The sequence below is a fragment of the Rhodococcus sp. F64268 genome (genome assembly GCF_023015605.1).
GTDB lineage: Bacteria > Actinomycetota > Actinomycetes > Mycobacteriales > Mycobacteriaceae > Rhodococcus.
On sequence record NZ_JALKAI010000002.1, the window covers coordinates 620206 to 638568 of the forward strand.

At 65.2% G+C, this 18363-nt stretch carries 20 protein-coding genes and 1 pseudogene; 9 read left to right on the plus strand and 12 right to left on the minus strand.

Annotated elements, in window-relative coordinates:
- Positions 1-55: 55 nt before the first annotated feature.
- Positions 56-256 (plus strand): annotated as a pseudogene (gene mhpB / locus MWU77_RS07180) (3-carboxyethylcatechol 2,3-dioxygenase); the annotation flags it as partial.
- Between the two features lie 93 nt (positions 257-349).
- On the opposite strand, the gene MWU77_RS07185 reads toward mhpB, so the two are convergent.
- The 3 genes from MWU77_RS07185 to MWU77_RS07195 all read right to left on the minus strand — a co-directional run bounded on the left by MWU77_RS07185 (position 350) and on the right by MWU77_RS07195 (position 1986).
- The gene (locus MWU77_RS07185) at positions 350-496 is read right to left on the minus strand and encodes a hypothetical protein (protein WP_169687197.1); all 147 of its coding nucleotides are present in this window, start codon (positions 494-496) and stop codon (positions 350-352) included.
- A gap of 94 nt (positions 497-590) precedes the next feature.
- A complete protein-coding gene (locus MWU77_RS07190) occupies positions 591-1448 on the minus strand; it encodes an alpha/beta fold hydrolase (protein ID WP_169687198.1) in 858 nt (285 codons plus the stop codon).
- A gap of 52 nt (positions 1449-1500) precedes the next feature.
- Entirely contained in the window at positions 1501-1986 is a 486-nt protein-coding gene (locus MWU77_RS07195; protein WP_169687199.1) for a nuclear transport factor 2 family protein, read from the minus strand.
- Between the two features lie 204 nt (positions 1987-2190).
- Between MWU77_RS07195 and MWU77_RS07200 the strand changes: the two genes are divergently transcribed.
- The 4 genes from MWU77_RS07200 to MWU77_RS07215 all read left to right on the plus strand — a co-directional run bounded on the left by MWU77_RS07200 (position 2191) and on the right by MWU77_RS07215 (position 5938).
- Complete coding sequence (locus MWU77_RS07200) at positions 2191-3363, plus strand: acyl-CoA dehydrogenase family protein (RefSeq protein ID WP_169687200.1); 1173 nt, start codon at positions 2191-2193, stop codon at positions 3361-3363.
- A 29-nt stretch (positions 3364-3392) separates the two neighbouring features.
- Positions 3393-4301, plus strand: coding sequence for a biphenyl-2,3-diol 1,2-dioxygenase (gene bphC / locus MWU77_RS07205; protein WP_247273312.1), 909 nt, complete (start codon positions 3393-3395; stop codon positions 4299-4301).
- A 177-nt stretch (positions 4302-4478) separates the two neighbouring features.
- Positions 4479-5111, plus strand: a complete 633-nt coding sequence (locus MWU77_RS07210) for an IclR family transcriptional regulator (protein WP_247273313.1) — start codon at positions 4479-4481, stop codon at positions 5109-5111.
- Between the two features lie 86 nt (positions 5112-5197).
- Entirely contained in the window at positions 5198-5938 is a 741-nt protein-coding gene (locus MWU77_RS07215; RefSeq protein ID WP_247273314.1) for an IclR family transcriptional regulator, read from the plus strand.
- Here the strand turns inward: MWU77_RS07215 and MWU77_RS07220 are convergent.
- Positions 5920-6690 (minus strand): SDR family NAD(P)-dependent oxidoreductase, encoded by a 771-nt coding sequence (locus tag MWU77_RS07220; RefSeq protein ID WP_169687461.1) that lies wholly within the window; start codon positions 6688-6690, stop codon positions 5920-5922. The two genes, MWU77_RS07215 and MWU77_RS07220, sit on opposite strands and share 19 nt — an antisense overlap.
- A gap of 109 nt (positions 6691-6799) precedes the next feature.
- Here MWU77_RS07220 and MWU77_RS07225 point away from each other — a divergent pair, with 109 nt between their 5' ends.
- On the plus strand, positions 6800-7387 hold the full coding sequence (locus MWU77_RS07225) for a TetR/AcrR family transcriptional regulator (protein ID WP_169687203.1): 588 nt from the start codon (positions 6800-6802) through the stop codon (positions 7385-7387).
- A gap of 39 nt (positions 7388-7426) precedes the next feature.
- On the opposite strand, the gene MWU77_RS07230 is transcribed toward MWU77_RS07225, so the two are convergent.
- On the minus strand, positions 7427-8557 hold the full coding sequence (locus MWU77_RS07230) for a Rieske 2Fe-2S domain-containing protein (RefSeq protein WP_169687204.1): 1131 nt from the start codon (positions 8555-8557) through the stop codon (positions 7427-7429).
- 425 nt (positions 8558-8982) lie between these two features.
- The gene (locus MWU77_RS07240) at positions 8983-9666 is read right to left on the minus strand and encodes a TetR/AcrR family transcriptional regulator (protein ID WP_169687205.1); all 684 of its coding nucleotides are present in this window, start codon (positions 9664-9666) and stop codon (positions 8983-8985) included.
- 78 nt (positions 9667-9744) lie between these two features.
- Here MWU77_RS07240 and MWU77_RS07245 point away from each other — a divergent pair, with 78 nt between their 5' ends.
- Together MWU77_RS07245 and MWU77_RS07250 are read left to right on the plus strand one after the other, a co-directional pair.
- Positions 9745-10665 (plus strand): alpha/beta fold hydrolase, encoded by a 921-nt coding sequence (locus MWU77_RS07245; RefSeq protein WP_247273315.1) that lies wholly within the window; start codon positions 9745-9747, stop codon positions 10663-10665.
- Positions 10666-10754: 89 nt separating this feature from the next.
- Positions 10755-11573 (plus strand): MHYT domain-containing protein, encoded by an 819-nt coding sequence (locus tag MWU77_RS07250; protein WP_169687207.1) that lies wholly within the window; start codon positions 10755-10757, stop codon positions 11571-11573.
- On the opposite strand, the gene MWU77_RS07255 is transcribed toward MWU77_RS07250, so the two are convergent.
- Entirely contained in the window at positions 11505-12542 is a 1038-nt protein-coding gene (locus tag MWU77_RS07255) for a beta-ketoacyl-ACP synthase III (protein ID WP_169687208.1), read from the minus strand. The genes MWU77_RS07250 and MWU77_RS07255 overlap by 69 nt on opposite strands.
- A 317-nt stretch (positions 12543-12859) precedes the next feature.
- Between MWU77_RS07255 and MWU77_RS07260 the strand changes: the two genes are divergently transcribed.
- Positions 12860-13210, plus strand: a complete 351-nt coding sequence (locus tag MWU77_RS07260; RefSeq protein WP_169687209.1) for a PLDc N-terminal domain-containing protein — start codon at positions 12860-12862, stop codon at positions 13208-13210.
- A 9-nt stretch (positions 13211-13219) separates the two neighbouring features.
- Here the strand turns inward: MWU77_RS07260 and MWU77_RS07265 are convergent, their stop codons facing one another.
- The 5 genes from MWU77_RS07265 to MWU77_RS07285 all read right to left on the minus strand — a co-directional run bounded on the left by MWU77_RS07265 (position 13220) and on the right by MWU77_RS07285 (position 18257).
- On the minus strand, positions 13220-13774 hold the full coding sequence (locus MWU77_RS07265; RefSeq protein ID WP_169687210.1) for a sugar O-acetyltransferase: 555 nt from the start codon (positions 13772-13774) through the stop codon (positions 13220-13222).
- A 35-nt stretch (positions 13775-13809) separates the two neighbouring features.
- Positions 13810-14604: an inositol monophosphatase family protein gene (locus tag MWU77_RS07270; RefSeq protein WP_169687211.1), complete on the minus strand. Its 795-nt coding sequence runs from the start codon at positions 14602-14604 to the stop codon at positions 13810-13812.
- 111 nt (positions 14605-14715) lie between these two features.
- Entirely contained in the window at positions 14716-16431 is a 1716-nt protein-coding gene (gene phnE, locus MWU77_RS07275; RefSeq protein WP_247273316.1) for a phosphonate ABC transporter, permease protein PhnE, read from the minus strand.
- Entirely contained in the window at positions 16428-17258 is an 831-nt protein-coding gene (phnC, locus tag MWU77_RS07280) for a phosphonate ABC transporter ATP-binding protein (protein ID WP_247273317.1), read from the minus strand. Before phnC ends, phnE begins: the two co-directional genes overlap by 4 nt.
- Positions 17259-17294: 36 nt before the next feature.
- A complete protein-coding gene (locus MWU77_RS07285; RefSeq protein ID WP_247273318.1) occupies positions 17295-18257 on the minus strand; it encodes a phosphate/phosphite/phosphonate ABC transporter substrate-binding protein in 963 nt (320 codons plus the stop codon).
- Positions 18258-18363: the final 106 nt, after the last annotated feature.

Below are 18363 nucleotides of genomic sequence, written 5' to 3' on the forward strand. Positions count from 1 at the left end.
GATTGTGTGTCCCCCAGCTATTCAGCCACGACGTCAGAGGGGTCGAGTCGCGGCCGGTGAGGCCGACATCATGGACCTCGATCCCGAGTGGGACCGAGCGTTTCTCGACGTGTGCAGGTCCGGACGCGTCGAGGACGTTGCCGCATACTCCGCGCTCAGCGCCTGCGGCGACTACGACGTGACCTATGAGTTCTACAGGCCCATCAAGGAATACATTGCCGGGTTCGCCGTGACCACGGCGCTCCTGGCGGGTTGACGCCTGACCGATTCATGACGGTCGAGATCGGAGCGAGCGCTCCGGCCACGGATCGGGTTCATCATCGGAACCCTCCGTGGCCGGACCAACCGCTCAGCGCGACCCGCGACGCTTCTGGCTCAACTTGGTGAACAGTTCCTGAGCCTTGCGTTGATTCTCGGGCTTGGAGGCCTCCCTCTTGATGACCTGGACGGCTTTGATCGCGACGCCACTCTTGATGACCTTGCTGAGCATTCCCATCGTGCACCCGTCCGTCGTTGTTCGCGAAAGTTCGATACTTCCAAGATACGGGGCTTCGGGGACCACACCGCCGACGGCGCGGGGCACCGGCGACCTATCGGAGAACGGACTCTTCGACAGCAGAACGGAGCAAGGCCCTGAATCGGGAGGGGGCTTCCAGCCACGGAAAATGGCCGGCGTCGGACAGAATCGAGACGTTGCATTCGAGGTGCTCGCCCCAGCGGGTCAACGCCTCCGCGGGCCGAGGGTCGCCCGCACCGCCGATGATCACCGACCCCGCAGGCACCAGTTCTCGCAGTACGTCGACGTGTGAATCGAGCGGGTCGGCCCGCTTCTCGACTCCCAGCTCACGGTTCATCCGATAGTTGATCGGACGCCGGACGCGCGCGGCCTCCAGCGCCCACCGCCACGCGCGACGCCGGTCGGCGTGGTCGGTGAACCACGACAGGGCGAGGAACTCGATCTCCTCCGCCTCGGACCGGGTCTCCATGGCGTCGAGGATTTCGAATCTGGATTGCTGGGTGTACGTCCGCCGCGACGTTTCGGTCGCCCTGCACGGCTCACGCCAATCACCTGTGAACGGTCCGGCCAGGTGCACGAGCCGCGCGACGCGCTCGGGGTGTGCGAGCGTGAAATAGCTGGCGAGGTCGGAACCGTACGAATGCCCCACCAGCACGACCTGTTCGTGACGCCATCCGTCGAGGAGACGCAGCAGGTCTGCGATGTGTCGGGTGAGGGTGTGCGGGCCGTCCCAGCGCGACTTGCCCGTGCCACGCTGGTCGTAGCGGTGGACGACGGTGACGTCGTCGAGCATCTGCGCAACCGCCTGCAGATAATCGGGGATCCCTGGGCCACCGTGGAGCAGGACTACCGGCGGCGCGGATCTACGCAATCCGGTCGTCCAGGTGCAGAGCGTGGCATCGTCGTCCATCTCGACCATGCACATCGCCATGCACACAATCTAGAAGGTTCGTCCACGCTCCGCTGCCGGACCGACGAAGAAGTCAGCGCGACGCCCGGGCCAGCAGCTCGCGGGCTTCCTCGCTGCCGTTGAGGACACGCGCGGTACGACGCTTGATCTTCCATTTTCCGTCGATGCGCGCGAGGTCGAAACGGTTCGCGGTCACGCGCCAGACCCGGTAGGAGTCGGAATCGAGGTTGCGGCGAAGCAGCAGCGAGTGGCACGTCGCGGCGGCGGTGTCGCCGTCGACGCGGATGTGAACGGGGTCGAGGAGGTGGCCGCACCCTTCGTTGATGTAGTCCTGGTGGGGGCGCGTGCGCACCATCTCGGTGATCGCGTCGCGGCCTTCCATCACCCGGATGTCGATGTCGTAGACCGCGTCCTCTGCCCAGAGCTCGCCGACGGCGTCCGCGTCGCCGGCATCCACGGCGGGGCCGTATGCCGTCAGCACTTCCTGAATCGCTGCTTTGTCCTCGAGGAGCTGAACGCGCTCGAGCAGCGAGGCCACCAGTTCTGCAGTGTCGGTCATGTCGCTCCGTCCGGGCTGAGGGCACATCGCGGGCAGCGATGCGAGGGCGAACCCCGTTCTACCTGCCGTCGGATCACGATGTGTCGCACGTCCCGTTCAACGGAAATGTAGGAGCGCCGTCACATCAACTCCTGGGACTGTTCGAGCAAGCACATCCGGCCAGATGCGTAAGCCATATTGTCGAGTTCCCCGGAAGGTTTCCTCATGGGCGTCACGTTGGACAGAATCATGCAGCACGCGGACGAGATCCGCGCTGACGGCGCAGTAGGTGACACGCTGATGCGCCTGCCCGACACCTCCGCGAAGCGCCTGCGCGAATCCGGCGTCATCCGCATGTTCCAGCCGAAGGAGTACGGCGGTCAGGAAGCGCACCCGCGCGAGTTCGCCGAGACGGTGATGGCCATCGGCGGCCTCGACGGCGCGACCGGCTGGGTCGCGGGCATCGTCGGCGTCCACCCGTGGGAGCTGACGTTCTTCGACAAGCGAGCCCAGGAGGAGATCTGGGGCGAGGACTCCGACATGTGGATGGCGTCGCCGTATGCGCCGATGGGTGTCGCGGTGCCGGTCGACGGCGGTTACGTGCTCAACGGCCGCTGGGCGTTCTCGTCGGGGACGGATCACTGCGGCTGGATCATGATCGGCGCCGCTGTCGGCGACAAGGACGGCAACCGCACCGACAAGGTCCTGCACGTCCTGCTGCCGCGTTCCGATTACGACATCGACCCCGACAGCTGGGACGTCATCGGGCTGCGGGGCACCGGTTCCAAGGATCTGATCGTCAAGGATGCGTTCATTCCCGAGTACCGCACGATCGATGCCGATATCGTCCTGAGCGGAAACGGGTGGCGTCACGCAGGCCGGGACGAAACCCTGTACAAGTTCCCGTTCTCGTACATCTTCCCGCTGGGTATCACGTCGTCGTTGATCGGCATGACCGAAGGTGCGCTGGCCTGCTACATCGCCGCACAGAAGGAGCGTGTGCAGGTCACGGGCGTCCCGATCAAGGAAGACCCGTACGTGCTCTACGCGATCAGCGAGGCCGCGTCGGAGATCGAAGCCGCACGCATCACGTTGCTCGAGACGGTCGACCGATTCTGGGACAAGACCGACCGCGGCGAAGAGATCAGCTTCGAAGAGCGTGCCATCGGCCGACGCACCCAGATCTCTTCTGCCTGGCGTGCGGTGCGAGCGATGGACGAGATCTTTGCCCGCGCCGGGGGAGCCGCGGTGCATCGTAAGACACCCATGCAGCGCTTCTGGCGCGACGCGCACGTCGGCCTCACCCACGCCATCCACGTGCCCGGCATGATCTATCACTCTGCGGCGCTCACCCAGCTCGGTGGCGACCCGCAGGGTGCCTACCGTGCAATGATCTGATCCCCCTTTCGCTTTCGAGGAAGAAGACTATGACCGAATTGAGAGGTCTCGGGTACCTCCGCATCCAGACCCAGGACGTCCCGCGCTGGCGCGAACTCCTCATCGACGGCCTCGGCATGGCGGTGGGCTCGGGCCCTGAGACCGATGCCCTCTACGCGCGGGTCGACGAGCGTCGCGCTCGCATCGCGGTGCTGCCCGGCGACTCGGACAAAGCTCTCGCCGTCGGCTGGGAGGTGCGCGACGAGTTCGCGTTGCAGCGGGTCCGTGAGGCCGTCGAGAAGTCGGGACGCGCGGTCGAGGTGTTGTCGCGGAAGGAGGCGACCTACCTCGATGCAGAAAGCGCTATCGCTTTCGACGACCCTGCGGGGACCCGACTGGAGGTGTTCTACGGTCCGGTGCTCGACCACAGCCCGGTCGTGACGCCGTTCGCGGGACGCTGGGTGACGGGCGGGCTCGGTCTCGGCCACGTGGTGTTGCCTGCGACGAATTTCGATGAGGCGTACGAATTCTACACGCAGGTACTGGGTTTCCTTCCTCGCGGCTCGATCCGGCTCGACGAGGAGGGCCTGAACCGAGTGCGGTTCCTCGGTATCAACGAGCGGCACCATGCTCTCGCACTCTGTCCGGCGCCGCCGACCGAGGAGCCGGGCCTGGTGCATCTGATGACCGAGGTCGACAGTCTCGATGCGGTGGGGCAAGCGCTCGATCGCGTCAACCGGATGGATTTTTCGATCTCGTCGACGCTGGGCCGGCACACCAACGACAAGATGATCTCGTTCTACGTCCGCGCACCGGGCGGATGGGATCTCGAGTTCGGCACCGAGGGCATGCTCGTGGACGAGCGGCACTACACGTCGGAGGAGATCACTGCCGATGCGTACTGGGGCCATGACCAGACCGGGTCGGAGCCACTGAAGGCATTCATCCCGGCCGGTTGATGCCGGGACGTCTCACTTGGTACACGGGTAGGTGCACCCACCGAGGGTGCACCTACCCGTTTCGTTCACGGCTCGTTCATCCCCTCTTCCAATTCGGGTTCCACGGCGCTAGATTCGTCACGGCCGCTCCATTGATCGTCTGATCAATACCCCCGACGAACCCCGGAGGAGATCTTCGTGAACATCGCGTGCGAGAACCCCAACACCGTCATGGGACGGGTCACCGCCCTACTCGAACCCTTTCGCGACACCGCAAGCCTCACTCTCACCGAACTCGCCGGCCGCACGGGGTTCCCGCGGTCGTCGACGCATCGGATGCTGCTCCAATTGGTCCAGGTGGGCTTGGTCCACCGCAACGGAACGACGTACTCTCTCGGCCCCAAGCTGCTCGAACTCGGAGCATTGGCGCGCAACCACGATCGCGTCCACCAAGCCGCGCTCCCGACCCTGTACTCCCTCCGACGCGACACCGGCCTCGTCGTCCACCTCGCCGTCCTCGAAGGCGAGAGCCTGCTCTATCTCGAGAAGATCGGTGGCCGTTGGCCCACCGGCCTGCGCACCCGCGCGGGTGAGCGGCGGCCCGCGCGCGAGACGATCGAAGGTGCCGCCATGCTCGCGTTCCGGGAGCGCGCAGACCGGACTGTGGCCTGCGGTGACGATCGCATACGTTGCGCCGCAGCCGCATTCGATGCCGGTCGGGGAGAGATTGCCGCACTGTCGGTGGCAGGTCCGCGCGAACACGCCCCGGCGGATCTGGTTCAACGCATCCGCGATGCCGCCGACACCGTGTCCGCCCGCGCAACACACTGACCTCTCGCAAAGTTCCCTTCCTTCATCGAGAACGGGCTGCTACAGTTCTGTCGTACTGATTGATCGGTTGATCAATGGAGGATTGAATGAGACATGAGTTCGACTCCCCCGCCGCAGTCATCGACCGCGTCGCAGGCCTGCTCGACGAATTCCACGCCGGCGGTCACCTCACCCTGTCCGAATTGTCGGAACGCACCGGGGTGCCCCGGTCGTCCGTCCACCGACTCCTGAATCAGCTGATCGAAGCGGGGTGGGTTCGACGAGAAGGACGCAGGTACGCGCTGGGGCGCAGCATGTTCGAGTGGGGCGCCCTTGCGCAACATCACGACGAACTACACCGCGCCGCACACAACGTTCTGCACGAACTCCACTCCGCCACAGGCCTCGTCGCGCACCTGGCCGTCCTCGAGGGGCACGAGGTGCGATATCTCGACAAGGTCGGATGCGAGACGGTTCCGCTGCCCTCACGCGTCGGCGGCCGCCAGCCCGCATACCGCACCGCCCTGGGGAAAGCCCTGCTCGCGCACACGCACCTAAGTCCCTCGACCCCCGCGCTGCCCGGCGCCGACTCCACACGGCTACGCGGCGAGATCGCCCAGGTTCGCGAACGACACGTCGCTCAGGAGCGCGAGGAAACCGTGCGAGGGGTCGCGTGCGTTGCAGCCCCGATCGGAGACGGGCGCACGTGTGCCGGCGCGCTGTCCGTCACGGGAGCCGTCGACACCGTGGACGTCGTGTCGCTCGCCACCCCCGTCCGGGTTGCGGCGCGCGCGGTGTGGCGCGCGCTCTCTCACAATCACAAGGGATTTCAGCGCACGAGCGCCTGACCTCCGTCGACTGCCAAAGTATGCCCGGTGATGTACCGCGATGCAGCCCCGCACAGGAAGACCACCGCCGGCCCGATATCGGTCTCGGGATCTCCGAGCCTGCCCAGCGGCACGGTCGCGAGGTAGCCCGCAGCCGCATCCGGTTCGAGACGGAACCAGTCCTTCATGGTGTCCGAATCCGCCAGCGGCAGAATCGCGTTGACCCGGATCCCGTCGTCGGCCCATTCACACGCCGCGGTGCGCGTCAGCACCCGCACCGCCTCTTTCGCTGCGGCGTACGCTCCGGTGCCCGACGGGTCCCACCGAATCCCTGCCGCCGAACCCAGATTGACGATGCGACCACCTCCGCGGAGGTGGGGGTGGGCGGCCCGCATCATCCGCCATGTTGCCGTCGGTCCTGATTCCATCGCTCCGCGGTAGGTCTGTTCGTCCACTTCGAGGAGAAGCCCGTGCGCCGCAGTCATGGCATTGTTCACCAGTACGGTGAGCGCGCCGAACCTCTCGACCACCGCTGGGACGACATCCTCGACCGCCGCGGCGTCCGTCACGTCACAGACGAAGGGCTCGGCACTACCGCCACGATCGGTGATCTCGTCGGCGACCGCCGCAATGGCCGACGAAGTACGCCCGACCACCGCGACCTGCGCGCCCGCGGCTGCAAGGGCCAGCGCAATACCTCTACCGATACCCTGACCGGCGCCGGTCACGATCGCGGTATCACCCGCGAGTACTGCCTGCGCGTCTCGGACCATGGTCACACATACTCCTTATCGAACGTCGAATCCCATTGATCAATTGATCAATGGGTGTGGCACACTGACCCCGGCCATACCGGCGCCGACGCTCAGCAGAAAGGCTGCAATGGATCCGCAGCAACGCCGCAGGCAGATCCTCGATCGGTCTGCCGAGATCTTCGCCCGCAAGGGAATCAACGCCACCACGATCCGGGACATCGCGAAAGCGGTAGGCGTCCATTCCGGGGCGCTGTATCACTACTTCCCGTCGAAGGAAGCCATCGTCACCGAACTCATCCGCGAGTACATCGACGACATCTCCGAACGTTGCCGTGAGGTGATGGCGCTGGCGCTCTCACCCCTCGAGCGTATGGAAGCCCTGGCCGAGATAGCGCTGGATTCCAACGTGCAGTATCACGGAGCCACATCGATCTGGCGACGCGAAGGTGACTACATGCGCGAACGCGTTGTGGAAGCCGATATGGCCACAACCGCCGACGAAATGGAAGCCGCGTGGCGCAGCACCATCGCCGACGGCGTGGCCGATGGCACCTTGCGCACCGACATCGACTCCGAGATCCTCCGCGAGATGCTCTACGACGTCTTGTGGCATGCGACGCGCTGGCACCACCCCGAACCGGGTGAATCGATGGCCGAGCTCGCACACACGATCATCACCGTGTTCATCGACGGGATGCGCAACCGACCCGAATGACCTGTTCCGCCCGACCCGGACGGAACAGGCCCGACCTCACTACCGTGCAGCCAGGTTCTCCTCGACCTCCTTGTGCCACGACTCACGGGCACGGGTGGTGTCGACCTCGAACTCGAAACGTTGCGTCATGTCCGGTGTGACGTCTTCGACGTCGACGTAGAACTGGCTGTACCAGCGGCGCAACTGGTAGACCGGCCCGTCCTCCTCCGTGAGGAGCGGGTTCTCGATGCGCGACTTGTGTTCCCAGATCGCAATGTCCTGCTTGAACTGTTCTTCGAGACCGTCGGTGAACATCGTCGCCATCTCGGAGGCCTGTTCCTCGGACATGCCTTCGATCTTCTTGACGATCGTGCCGAACTGCAGCACGAACGAGTTCGACGTCACCGGGTAGTGGCAGTTGATGAGCTTCGACTCGATGGTCGTGCCCTCCGCCACGGTGTAGATCGTGTCGAGCATGAAGGACGGTCCGTAATAGAACGCATCCGAAATCGTCTGGGCTTCAGGCAGGTCCATCTGCACACCGGTCTTGATATCGTCGCGGCCGTACGAGCGCATGTGCTGGCCCGCCACATGCCCGTCGAAGACGTTCTTGAAGAACTCGGGCATCTGGAAGTGCACGTAGAAGAAATGCGCCATGTCGACGACGTTGTCGACGATCTCGCGGCAGTGCGAGCCCTCGACGTGGATGGTCGTCCAGGTCCACTCGGTCCACTCGCCGTCCTCGTATCCCTCGATTTCGGGGATCGTCACGTTCTCCGGTGGGGTCGTGCCCTGAGGGCAGTGCCAGACGAAGAGAACCCCGTTGCGTTCCATGGTGGTCCACGACTTCGTGCGCGCGAGCTTCGGGGTGCGGCGAGCGTAGGGGATCTCCTCACAGCGACCCTGGCCGTTCCAGCGCCAGTCGTGGAAGGGACATGCGATGGTGTCACCCTTGATCTCGCCGCGGGCGAGGTTGCCACCCATGTGCCTGCAGAATGCGTCGAGAACGTGGAGTTCTCCCTTCGTGTCGGCGAAGACCACCAGGTTGGTCCCGAAGACTTCGACCTGATGCGGCTTTCCATCACGGAATGACTTGGCAAGGCCGATGCAGTGCCACCCGCGGGCGAACCGGGTGGGATTGCTACCGGCTTCGATTGTGCGGATCTCGATGCGATCCTGTTCGACGGTCATGGAGTCCTCCAGGGCTGAGTTGGCTGAAAACGGCGGTCACCGCGAGGCGGTGACGGCTTCCTCGGAAGTCGGACATTCCTGGGATGAGAGGGGCCGCACGGGTGGCTCGACCCGCGTGGTCTGGAGAATCTCACCCTCGGCGACAGCCGCATCGACCGTGCGGTCCAGCGCCGCACAGCGCAGGAGATACGTGTGGGGGTCGATCTCGCGAGCAGCGGCGAATTCTCGACACGCATCGGAAGCCGATTCGCACCATTGGATACTCGTGTGGGCTGGGCTGTACTTTGCGACGAGTACGCGGGTGCCACAGGTGTGGCAATCGAGCGACTGCATTCTGGCCGTTCCCTTCCTCGGATGACCCGAGGCTACGAAGGGGATGTGGCAGCAACCACAATGTTTCAGCCCAGCGGGAAGTTCGTCCGGCGTCAGGCCCCCGCGAGCACGCCCTCGAGGACTCGGCGCAGCACCTGATCGAACATGTCCCCGGGGGCGTCGTCGGCACCGGGGTGTGCCAACGCTGCCGCGACGAACGGGTGGTCTCCTTGTTCGGCGATCTTGTGCAGATACGCGACCTGCGCGGTGAGGCGCATCCGCCGGGACTCGCCCCCACTCACCTCGGCGCGAGCGAATTGCTGGACAAGAGAATTCAGCACCGCGATCGCCTGCATCTTCACGTGGCCGGGCACGTCGACAGATGCCATCGCACGGAGGGAGTACTCGAGAAAGTCGATGGTGCGTGGCCCGATACGCATCGACTCGACCGGCAGATCGAGCAGCCACGGGTATTTCACGTGGACGATCTTCGCGCGTCGGGCCAGTGCGATGAGATCGTCGATCGGCTCGCCTCGTAAGGGCACGTCGAGGTCGATCTCGCCGACCGTGGCATCGACCATGATGTCGAAGATGTCGTCCGAACCGGAAACGTACCGATACACGGCCGATTGGCTGACGCCGAGTTTCTGAGCGATCCGGCGGGTGGAGACGGACGGCAAGCCGCCTTCCGACGCAAGCTCCATCGCAACAGCGGCGAGGTCGCTCCTACTGTGCGACGGGGCCGGGCCGCGTGTGCCGTCGGCACGGTCCCAGACGATCTGCACCTTCTTCGCCACACGAATCCCCTTCCGCTCGTCGCCGTTCTGCCCTATCCTAAACTGAGTTCACCGAACGCAGTTTAGGATAGGGGCAAGATGCCGTCCGACAATTCATGGGGACCGCGACAATGGGCACAGAACGGGTCGGTGCGCATCGCGTTCGACCGGTTCATGCCCGAGCGCGACGGCGACCCACTTCTCGTCGCGACCGGGTTGGGTGTCAACCGCCACTCGATCCCTGACGGGTTCTTCCGGGAGCTCGCGAAGCAGGGATTCGCCGTCGTGCGATACGACCAGCGGGACGGCGGCGAGTCGACCCACTTTCCGCCGACACCCACACGAAACCCGATCACCGCGTTGTTGGGCAGGCGTGGTGGGGCCTACACCGCCGAAGACATGGCAGACGACGCCGCAGCAGTGCTCGACGAACTCGGCTGGGGCTCGGCACACCTGCTCGGAGTCTCGCTCGGTGGTGCGGTCGCCCAGCGCGTCGCCCTCAGGCATCCGCAGCGGGTCCGGTCGCTCACCACGGTCGCGGCTGTCCCCGGTGATGTGGCGGGGTGGCGCACACTCCGCTTCATCCGGGTGCGCACACTCGGCAAGTTCGCAAAGCTGAAGTTCCCCGACACCCGCGAGGGTGCGATCGAGGCGGGGCTCGCCGTTGCCGAGCTTCTGTCGTCACCTCGTGCCATATTCGACGAGATGTCGGTTCGAGCAAGGTTGGAAGACAATCCCGACAGCGGCGTCCACGACCAGGAATCGCAGAGTAGGCAGATCGGCGCACAGTGGAGCGGTCCGACGATCGACACGATCGCGTGCCCCGCCCTGATCGTCCACGGCGAAGACGATCCCCTCATCGCCCCCAAGGCGGCCCATGCCATCGCGTCCAAGATCCCTGCGGCTCGCACACTGTTCCTTCCCGCAGTCGGACATGACCTCCCCGAGCATGCGTGGGCTCCGCTCGTCACCGCGATCCGCGAACTCGCCGACACGCCCACGAGACATCTTTCTCCGTAGTCGTTCAGCAGTCGGGTAAGTCTCCGCGTGTGGGATATGGTCGGGCCGCTGGACCACAGAAGGTGCAGTAGCTGGACACAGGGGATCGGATGCCGCACGAACAGCACTTCACGATGGGATTGTGGGTGCCGTACCTGGCATTCGTCACCGCCGCGGTCGGCTGCTACGTCGGATTGTGCTGCGTGCAGCAGTCCCGCAAACACCTGACGTCCACTGCCGGTGTGGGCTGGCTCGTGATGGCTGCCCTGTCGATCGGCGGTGTCGGCATCTGGCTGATGCATTTCATCGGGATGTCCGGCTTCTCGGTCCCGACCTCCCCCGTCCGTTACGACCTCGGCGCCACCCTGTTCTCGGTGGTACTTGCGGTAGGGGCGACACTGTTCGGGCTGTTGATCTCGAACGCTCGTCTCTCCGCCGCCCAGCGATTGTCTCGCTCCGCGTCGATCACGCTCGGCGGCGCAGTGATGGGCACGGCCATCGTCCTCATGCACTACACCGGCATGGCCGCCATCAGGATACGGGGCACCATCGAGCACGATCCGAAGATGGTTGCGGTCTCCGCTGCCGTCGGCATCCTCGGGTCTGCGGCTGCGATGTGGATGTTCGAAAGCCCCGGGAAACTTCACGTGCGCGTGGCGTCGACCCTGCTGCTTGCCTGCGGCGTGGTAGCGCTGCACTACACCGGCATGGTCGGCATGAGTGCACAGGTCGACCTCGAGGCACAGGCGCCCGAGGGAATGACGGTGCTATCGCTGCTGTTCCCGGCGTTCGTCATCGGCATCGTCCTCCTTGCGGTGCCGATCGTGGCGCTGCTGGTCAGCACCGAGAGCGACCATGACCTAGACGATGGGGGGCAGCTGAACAACCTGTCCCGCGTAGGCAAGCCCGGCACCGAAACCGACGAGTAGCGCGGTATCCCCCGGTTTGGATACGCCGGACCGAAGAAGCTCCTCCATGGCCATCGGGATCGATGCGGCGCTCGTGTTGCCGGTCTCTCCGATATCGCGCGCAACCGCAACGCTCTCGGGCAGATGCAGCCCTTTGATGAGTGCGTCGGTGATACGGCTGTTCGCCTGGTGCGGGACGAAGGCGTCGAGGTCGGCGGCGTTGACGCCGGACTTCTCCAACGCGTCGGTGCACGCCTTCCCCAGGAAACTCACCACCCAGCGGAACACCGCCGATCCGTTCATCCGGATGTACGGGCGCACTGCCGGCGCTCCACCCGCGGCCGCTGCTTCGACTTCGTCGAAGTAGGACATGAAATCCTTGTCCTGCTTGATGGCGTCGGTCTGGCTTCCGTCCGAACCCCAGGCGACCGGACCGATCCCCTCCGAATCGGATGGGCCGACCACGGCCGCACCGGCACCGTCCGCGAAGATGAACGCGCAGGTCCGGTCGGTCGGCTCGAGCAGATCGGACAACCGTTCGACGCCGATGACCAGCACGTTCCTGGCCTGTCCGGCACGAACGAGTGCCGCAGCATTGCCGAGCGCGTAACAGAAGCCCGCGCAGCCGGCCGAGATGTCGTAGGCGGCGGTGTCCTTCATCCCCAGTTCCGTGGCCACCACAGCTCCCGCCGACGGCCCCAGCACCATCAGCGACGACGTGGCGAGGACGACCGCGTCGATCTGATCGGCCTCGAGACCGGCCGCGGCGAGCGCGTCGCGGGACGCGGCGACACTCATCGAGACGATCGATTCATCCTCGTCGGCCCACCGTCGCGAGGAGATGCCGGAACGTGTCTTGATCCATTCGTCGGAGGAATCGATCTGGTCGACGATCTCGGCATTGGGCACGACGCGGCGCGGTCGGTACACCCCCAAACCCAACAGAGCAGCGTGGGTGACGGGTGCGGCGGTGGCGATCTGAGCGGGCATGACTTCCTCTCCACATGAACCTGGTGGGTTCACCCTCGTATTCAATTGTGTGCAGTGAACGGCGTTCCGCACCCCGACAATGCCGACAGCCTGCGTCCGGCGCCCATTTTCTTCGGGAAGGTTCACGTTGTCACCTTTTGGTCCAGGTTGCTCAGGTGACACGCGGTGAGATGATCGGTCCGCCGTCGAGCTGGGCTTCGACGAGCTCCAACCCCGTGTGCCGGCCCGCACCGTGCCCCCGCAGGTCGAATGCAGGTAGGCCTGGTGGTCGGCCACCGGGCCTACGCACCCTGCACCACGCCTGCTAACTTGCGGGAGTGCCATACCTCGGATTGATCGTGACACTGCTGTGGTTGGGCTGCCTCGTCGATGTGATCTGCTCCGACGAAGATCGAGTCCGGCACCTGCCCAAATTGTTGTGGCTGATGATCGTGCTTCTGCTGCCGCTGGCGGGGTCGGTGCTCTGGCTGATCCTCGGCCGACCTCAGGGCATCGTGGAAACTCTGACGTCCAAGTCCGCTCCCGAATACCCCCGACCCACCCGCCCTGTGCTCGATCCCGAGCACGACGAGGACTTCCAGCGCCGCTTCCGTGCGCGCGTCGAAGAGCAGCGGCGCCTCGCGAAGGAGCAGCGCCAGCTCGACGACGGCAACGAGAACGCCGGCTGACTCTCCGGGTCAGAGACGTTTGACGACCGCGGCGGGCACCCCCGCGGCAACGACGTTCGGCGGAAGATCCTTCACGACGACCGCGCCCGCACCGACGACGGTGTTCTCCCCGATCGTGACACCCGGCCCGACGATGACGCCACCGCCGAGCCACACATTGTCTTCGATGGTGATCGGTTCGGCCGATTCCCACTTGGCGCGGCGCAGTTCGGGGTCGATCGGATGGGTGGGCGTCAGCAACTGCACGTTGGGACCGATCTGCACGTCGGCGCCGATGGTGATGCGCCCTACGTCGAGCATCACGGCCCCGAAGTTGACGAAGGTACCTGCCCCGATGGTGACCTGGTATCCGTAGTCGACGTACAGGGGCGGGCGGATCTCGGCCCGCTCGCCCAGGCCGCCGACCAGTTCGGCCAGGAGTGCGCGTCGCGCATCCGGGTCTGCGGCGCTCGTGGCGTTGAACTTCTCGCTCAGCGTGGCCGCGCGCAGTGCATCGGCCGCAAGTTCGGGGTCGTCGGCACGGTAGAGTTCGCCGGCCAGCATGCGGGCCTTCTGTCCGGACATCAACACTCCCGTCGGTTTCGATGTCCTTGCGAAGACTACCCGCGAACGGCTTCGCGCAGTTCGGCTGCGAGGTCGTCGGTAGCGGCGACGATGCCGCTCCACCGTTTCGTCAGGTCGGTGTCGAACACGATGGGACGGTCGTACGCGTCGATCACTGCACCACCGGATGCCTCGACCTGCACGACCGCGGCGGCGATGTCCATCAAACGGTGCGTGTCGCTGCCTGCGTCGACGAACGCGTCGGTCGACCCTGTCGCGACGAACACCGACTCGAGGGTGCTGCAGCTGAGTATGCGGATGCGCGTGGCCTTCTCCGCGACACGCCACCAGGCGTCGCGGTTGCGTTCGTGCGGACGGAGCATCGAGACCGCGGCCGACGACAGAGACGTGCAGCCGCTGGTGCGAAACGCGGACCTACTGCGCGAGGCCCACCAGGTCTGTCCGGTGTGCAGCCAGGTCGTCGACGCCTCGGTGAAGTCACCGTCGATTACCGCCGCAGCGCTGAAACATGCCAGCGGGATACCCGCGGCCGCGTTGGCGGAGCCGTCGACGGGGTCGACGACGAGGGTGACGGCAGATCCGACATCGATCCAGCCCCGCTCCTCCGAGAGCACGTTCGCACCGGCCGCCGTTGCCGCGGAGATGATGGCGTCCTCGACGAGGACGTCGATGAACATCGTCGGTGTGCCGTCGGCACCCTCCATCGCGATCGACTTCAGTTTCTCCCGCGAATACTTCGCGACGGCGTCGCGGTACGCGGTGAGGGCGGCATCGGACGCCGCGGTCAGCATGCGTCCGGCAGTGGTGTGGTCGGAGTCGGTGAGAGTCATATGGGTACTCCAGATGGTGTGGCGTGGCATGGCACGGCATGGCGTGGCCGAATGTCACCTTTGGTCACCTCGAGTAGATGAAGGTGACGTTCGGTCAGTTGGCAGCGGGAATCAGGACACGACCTTGCGGACCCAGATCGCCAGACCCTCGACGATCATGACCACCACGAAGATCATCAGCACGATCATGGTGACCACGTCGAACTGCATGACTCGGGCCGCGTTCATCAGGTAGAAGCCGAGTCCGCCTGCGCCGACGACACCGAGCAGTGTCGCGGCACGGATATTGGTGTCGAGCTGATAGAAGATGTGCGCGATGATCGCGGGCCCGGACTGGCGGATCGTCGCGGCGATGAGGACCTGCATGCGTGTCGCGCCGCCGGCAATCACCGCCTGTTGCACGCGGATGTCGGTTTCCTCCACGGAGTCTGCGATCAGCTTGCTGAACAGGCCGATTGCGCCGACCGACAGCGCAATTGCGCCGGCTGTGGCACCGAGACCGGTCACGACGATCACGATAATCGCCAGGATCAGATCCGGGATACCGCGGACGATCACGATGAAGACGCGGAATCCCTTCGCGACCCCCCGAGTGGGTGCGACATTGCGGGCTGCGAGGAGACCGACGGGGACCGCCACGATCAGGCCGATCAGAGTTGCCGCGAGAGCAATCTGCAGAGTGACGATCAGCTGTTTCCACAGTTCGTCGCCGATACCGCCGGTTCCGGGTGGGAAGAACAGCGAGAGGGTATTCCACATCGAGCCGAAACCCTCGGCCATACGGGACAAGTCGATGTTCGCTGACCAGACGGAGGCCAACAGCGCCAGCACGAAGAGTGCGACGTAGGAAGTACGGACGATCCGCTCCCCCGTCCAGGGTCGACTGATGCGATACCGGCCGTCGGAAGTCCGCAGTGCAGTCGGGGACTGCTTCTCACCCGGCTCACGATCCACCCAGCCGCCCTGAGCATTCGAGACACGGTCGCGGAGACGCGAGAACAAGCCACGCCGCGCGGGGGCCTTGTCGCCGAGCACCATCCTGCGCAGGGCGCCGGAGATCAGCTCGACGATGACGCACAGCGCGACGATGAACAGCGCCAGCGCCATGCCGCGCTGATAGTTCATGGTGCGCAACGCACTCGACAGTTCGAGACCGATGCCGCTGACACCGACGTAGCCGAGGATGACAGAGGCACGCAGGTTGATGTCGAACCGGTGCAGGGCCGTGGCGACGATCGCGGGCATGACCTGCGGCAGCACTCCGCCGGTGATCTGCTGCCACCACGTGGCGCCCGCGGCGCGCAGTGCGTCCCGCGGACCGGGGTCGGTGTCTTCGATCGCGTCGGCGTACAGCTTTCCGATCATGCCGATCGAGTGGATGCCGAGTGCGAGGATGCCGCCGATCGCGCCGAGGCCGAACAGACGCAGGAACAAGATCGCCAGCACCAGTTCGGGAATGGCACGGGTGACGACGATGATGGTGCGCGCAGGCATCCGAAGCGCCGTGCGGGGTGCGGTGTTGCGGGCAGCTCCGAGCGCGACGGGGATGCTCAGCACCACAGCCAATACGGTGGCGAGGAGCACGATCCCCAGGGTCTGCCCGGTCGTCGCGGCGAGCTCACCGAGGGGCGGGAAATCGAGTGGGAAGATCCGCGACAGGAACTCGGCTGCGTTGCCGATACTGTCGACGATCGTCGCGAAATTGATCTTCAGCGATGCGATCGACCACAGGGCCGCCGCGAACAGGCCGAACAGGATGACCTGCGCGCTGATGGTCTGCCACGTGGGGCGTGGCAGCGTCTTCACCGGTGGCGCGGTAATCGTCATCGGTTCGCGGTGGCCTGAGCGGACGCGACCGGTTCGACCGCCGAGTAGATGCTCATCGTCTCGCTCCGGTCGATCGTCGACACCGGCTTGTCGAGCACCACCTGTCCGCCGCGCAGACCGATGAGTCGGTGCCCCCACGACAATGCGAGATCGACCTGGTGCAGGCTGCACACCACCGTCAGGTCGTCCTCTGACGCAATCTGGGAGATCAGCGCCATGACCTGCGCCGACGACTCGGGATCGAGCGAGGCGACGGGTTCGTCGGCGAGGAGGATCCTCGGCTTCTGGATCAGTGCGCGCGCCACCGCGACTCGCTGCTGCTGCCCACCGGAGAGCGTGTCGGCGCGCTGGAACGGACGGTCTGCGAGACCGACGCGGTCGAGTTGTTCCATGGCGGACAGACGCACCGACTTCGGGTACATCGGGAGACCGAACCTCGGTCCACGCAAAGAGCCGAGAGCACCGGAACACACGTTCTCGAGCACCGACATGTTGCCGACGAGGTGGAACTGCTGAAACACGAATCCAACCTTGCGTCGAAGTTCCCGCAGTTCACGGCCGCGGGCAGCGCCCACCTCGTGCCCGAGGACCCGCACGGCACCCGATGTGGACGGGTGCAAACCGTTGAGCAGACGCAGCAGAGTCGACTTACCCGACCCCGACAGGCCCAGCAGCGCAACCACTTCACCGGGGTAGACCGTCAGCGACACGTCGTCGAGCGCGCGGAGATCCGGTGCGAACACCTTGCTCACGTGGTCGAGTTCGATGGTGGGCCGGAGAATCTTGTCGATGGATGCGCCGAGGCGCGCATGGTCGGGGTCGGTCATGGCGGACTCCAGATGTCGAGGGATTTCGGATTCGGGTCAGGCTGTGCAGGAGGGGGATTGAGTGATCTCGCAGACCTTGCGGACACCGTCGTAGAAGTCGTCGGCGACGGGGATGAATCCGTATTCGGTGCCCTCGGGAAGCTCACACTCCTGCTCGCTGGCGCAGTAGCCGGCCTCGACGAGTGCGGGGCGGTTGAGCTTCGTCGCGTAGATGTCGGTGAGCTGGTCGATGAGGTCCTGCGGCAGCGTGGTCAGCACCGCTGAGGGGCTGGCCGCGATCATCTCGGACTCCCAGATCACGTCGAGGTCGCCCTCGGCCAGATCGCCCTTCTGGACGAGAGTTTCGGTCACCATCGTGTCGAATGCGAAACCGGCGTCGCACTGGCCGCTCTTGACCGCGAGTGCGGAAGCGTCGTGGCCGCCCGCGAAGACCGGGGTGACGTCCTTCTCGGGGTCGACGCCGGCCTCGAGCAGACCCGCCGACGGGTAGAGATACCCGGAGGTGGAGGTGGGGTCGACGAAACACACCGGCTTGCCGCGGAAGTCTTCGAGCGATCGGATGTCGGATCCCGCAGGCACGATCGCGTACGACTGGTAGCCGGGTTCCTCGTCGGGGCTGTCGGCGAACACCCCCAGTGGCTGTACAGGCACGCCACCGTCCTTCGCGGTGGCGTAGGAGAAGGGGCCGTAGTGGCCGATATGCACCTTGCCTGCGCGCTGGGCCTCGATGACGGCCGCGTAGTCGGTGGCGTTCTGGAACTCGACCGGGATACCCGTCTCGTCTTCGATGACCTGCTGAATCAGCGAGAATTCCTGCGCCAGGCTGGTGCTGTCCTCGCTCGGGATGGAGGCGAGCACCAAGGTCTCCGGGGCGCCTTCGCTTCCGGTCGCGCCCGCCGAGCTGTCTTCGTCGGCACTGGAACCACACGCGGACAGCGTGAGCACGGCCGCCGCGGCCACAGCCACCGCAGACCAAGTACGGGAAGAGGTAATACGCATGAGAGGAAACTCCTTGTCGAACACGCGGAAGCGAGTCGGGGCACGAGGGGGCGACACCTTACCGGCATCGTTGGAGTCCAGACTGTCTGTATGGTGCATCGAATCT